The following is a 2847-nucleotide window of genomic DNA, read 5'->3' as shown; positions in this document are numbered from 1 at the left end:
AATTCATACGTTCAACCTGCGGTACGTGCTAGAGCGCGACCAACAGGGACGTCGCTAACAGTTTAAAATATACAGTTTGTGATAAAGCTATACGTGTTCATGTAGACAATAAATACAAATCGTTATTTGAGCAGACCATCCAAAATGGGGGCCCTTTCGTCTCGCGCGTTTCGGTGATGACGGTGAAAACCTCTGACACATGCAGCTCCCGGAGACGGTCACAGCTTGTCTGTAAGCGGATGCCGGGAGCAGACAAGCCCGTCAGGGCGCGTCAGCGGGTGTTGGCGGGTGTCGGGGCTGGCTTAACTATGCGGCATCAGAGCAGATTGTACTGAGAGTGCACCATAAAATTGTAAACGTTAATATTTTGTTAAAATTCGCGTTAAATTTTTGTTAAATCAGCTCATTTTTTAACCAATAGGCCGAAATCGGCAAAATCCCTTATAAATCAAAAGAATAGACCGAGATAGGGTTGAGTGGCCGCTACAGGGCGCTCCCATTCGCCATTCAGGCTGCGCAACTGTTGGGAAGGGCGTTTCGGTGCGGGCCTCTTCGCTATTACGCCAGCTGGCGAAAGGGGGATGTGCTGCAAGGCGATTAAGTTGGGTAACGCCAGGGTTTTCCCAGTCACGACGTTGTAAAACGACGGCCAGTGAGCGCGACGTAATACGACTCACTATAGGGCGAATTGAGTGAAGGCCGTCAAGGCCTAGGCGCGCCGGATCCCCCGGGCCATACTAGTACTGGATGCATCTGCAGGATATCGCGGCCGCTTAATTAACTGGCCTCATGGGCCTTCACTTCACTGCCCGCTTTCCAGTCGGGAAACCTGTCGTGCCAGCTGCATTAACATGGTCATAGCTGTTTCCTTGCGTATTGGGCGCTCTCCGCTTCCTCGCTCACTGACTCGCTGCGCTCGGTCGTTCGGGTAAAGCCTGGGGTGCCTAATGAGCAAAAGGCCAGCAAAAGGCCAGGAACCGTAAAAAGGCCGCGTTGCTGGCGTTTTTCCATAGGCTCCGCCCCCCTGACGAGCATCACAAAAATCGACGCTCAAGTCAGAGGTGGCGAAACCCGACAGGACTATAAAGATACCAGGCGTTTCCCCCTGGAAGCTCCCTCGTGCGCTCTCCTGTTCCGACCCTGCCGCTTACCGGATACCTGTCCGCCTTTCTCCCTTCGGGAAGCGTGGCGCTTTCTCATAGCTCACGCTGTAGGTATCTCAGTTCGGTGTAGGTCGTTCGCTCCAAGCTGGGCTGTGTGCACGAACCCCCCGTTCAGCCCGACCGCTGCGCCTTATCCGGTAACTATCGTCTTGAGTCCAACCCGGTAAGACACGACTTATCGCCACTGGCAGCAGCCACTGGTAACAGGATTAGCAGAGCGAGGTATGTAGGCGGTGCTACAGAGTTCTTGAAGTGGTGGCCTAACTACGGCTACACTAGAAGAACAGTATTTGGTATCTGCGCTCTGCTGAAGCCAGTTACCTTCGGAAAAAGAGTTGGTAGCTCTTGATCCGGCAAACAAACCACCGCTGGTAGCGGTGGTTTTTTTGTTTGCAAGCAGCAGATTACGCGCAGAAAAAAAGGATCTCAAGAAGATCCTTTGATCTTTTCTACGGGGTCTGACGCTCAGTGGAACGAAAACTCACGTTAAGGGATTTTGGTCATGAGATTATCAAAAAGGATCTTCACCTAGATCCTTTTAAATTAAAAATGAAGTTTTAAATCAATCTAAAGTATATATGAGTAAACTTGGTCTGACAGTTATTATTTACCCACCACTTTGGTAATTTCGCCTTTCACGTAATGCACAAATTCTTCCAGCTGATCCGCACGGCTGGCCAGACGATCTTCTTCCTGGCCCAGATACGCCTGACGCGCTTCCAGAATCACCGGCTGATACTGCGCCGGCAGACGTTCCATGGCCCAATCCGCCGCCACATCTTTCGGCGCAATTTTGCCGGTCACCGCGCTATACCAAATACGGCTCAGGGTCAGCACCACGTTGCGTTCATCACCCGCCCAATCCGGCGGGCTGTTCCACAGGGTCAGGGTTTCGTTCAGCGCTTCAAACAGGTCCTGTTCCGGCACCGGATCAAACAGTTCTTCCGCTGCCGGACCAACCAGCGCCACGCTATGTTCACGCGCTTTGGTCAGCAGAATGGCCAGATCGATATCAATGGTCGCCGGTTCAAAAATGCCGGCCAGAATATCGTTACGCTGCCATTCGCCAAACTGCAGCTCACGTTTCGCCGGATAACGCCACGGAATAATGTCATCATGCACCACGATGGTCACTTCCACCGCACGCAGAATTTCGCTTTCACCCGGGCTCGCGCTGGTTTCCAGCAGATCGTTAATCAGCGCACGACGGGTGGTTTCATCCAGACGCACGGTCACGGTCACCAGCAGATCAATATCGCTATGCGGTTTCAGGCCGCCATCCACCGCGCTGCCATACAGATGCACGGCCAGCAGGGTCGGTTCCAGATGACGTTCAATCACGCCCACCACTTCAGACAGCTGGGTGCTCACTTCCGCAATCACCGCTTCACGCATAATGTTCAGTTTGGTTTTCGGACGGCTGCCCTGCTGGGTCACATCGTTGCTGCTCCACAGCATCAGGCAACGGCCCACCGCATAACGCGCCTGCTGTTTGCTCGCACGCGGCATGCTCTGCACGCCAAAAAAGCAATCATAGCACGCCATAAACACCGCCACCGCACCATTACCGCCGCTACGTTCGGTCAGGGTACGGCTCCAATTACGGCTACGCATACTCTTCCTTTTTCAATATTATTGAAGCATTTATCAGGGTTATTGTCTCATGAGCGGATACATATTTGAA

At 52.7% G+C, this 2847-nt stretch carries 2 protein-coding genes; both read right to left on the bottom strand.

The features are described from left to right. Nucleotides 1-855 precede the first annotated feature (855 nt). Nucleotides 856-1011: a hypothetical protein gene (locus GMA8713_RS27560; protein ID WP_155634672.1), complete on the bottom strand. Its 156-nt coding sequence runs from the start codon at nucleotides 1009-1011 to the stop codon at nucleotides 856-858. Nucleotides 1012-1766: 755 nt separating this feature from the next. Continuing rightward, nucleotides 1767-2558 carry an ANT(3'')-Ia family aminoglycoside nucleotidyltransferase AadA1 gene (gene aadA1 / locus GMA8713_RS25280; RefSeq protein WP_001206316.1) on the bottom strand — a complete coding sequence of 264 codons (792 nt, stop codon included), beginning with the start codon at nucleotides 2556-2558 and terminating at the stop codon, nucleotides 1767-1769. Between the last annotated feature and the right edge of the window lie 289 nt (nucleotides 2559-2847).

This window comes from Grimontia marina (genome assembly GCF_900060185.1).
Taxonomy (GTDB): domain Bacteria; phylum Pseudomonadota; class Gammaproteobacteria; order Enterobacterales; family Vibrionaceae; genus Enterovibrio; species Enterovibrio marinus.
Note: the sequence above shows the minus strand (reverse complement) of the source record. Positions and strands in the feature narration are given on the sequence as shown.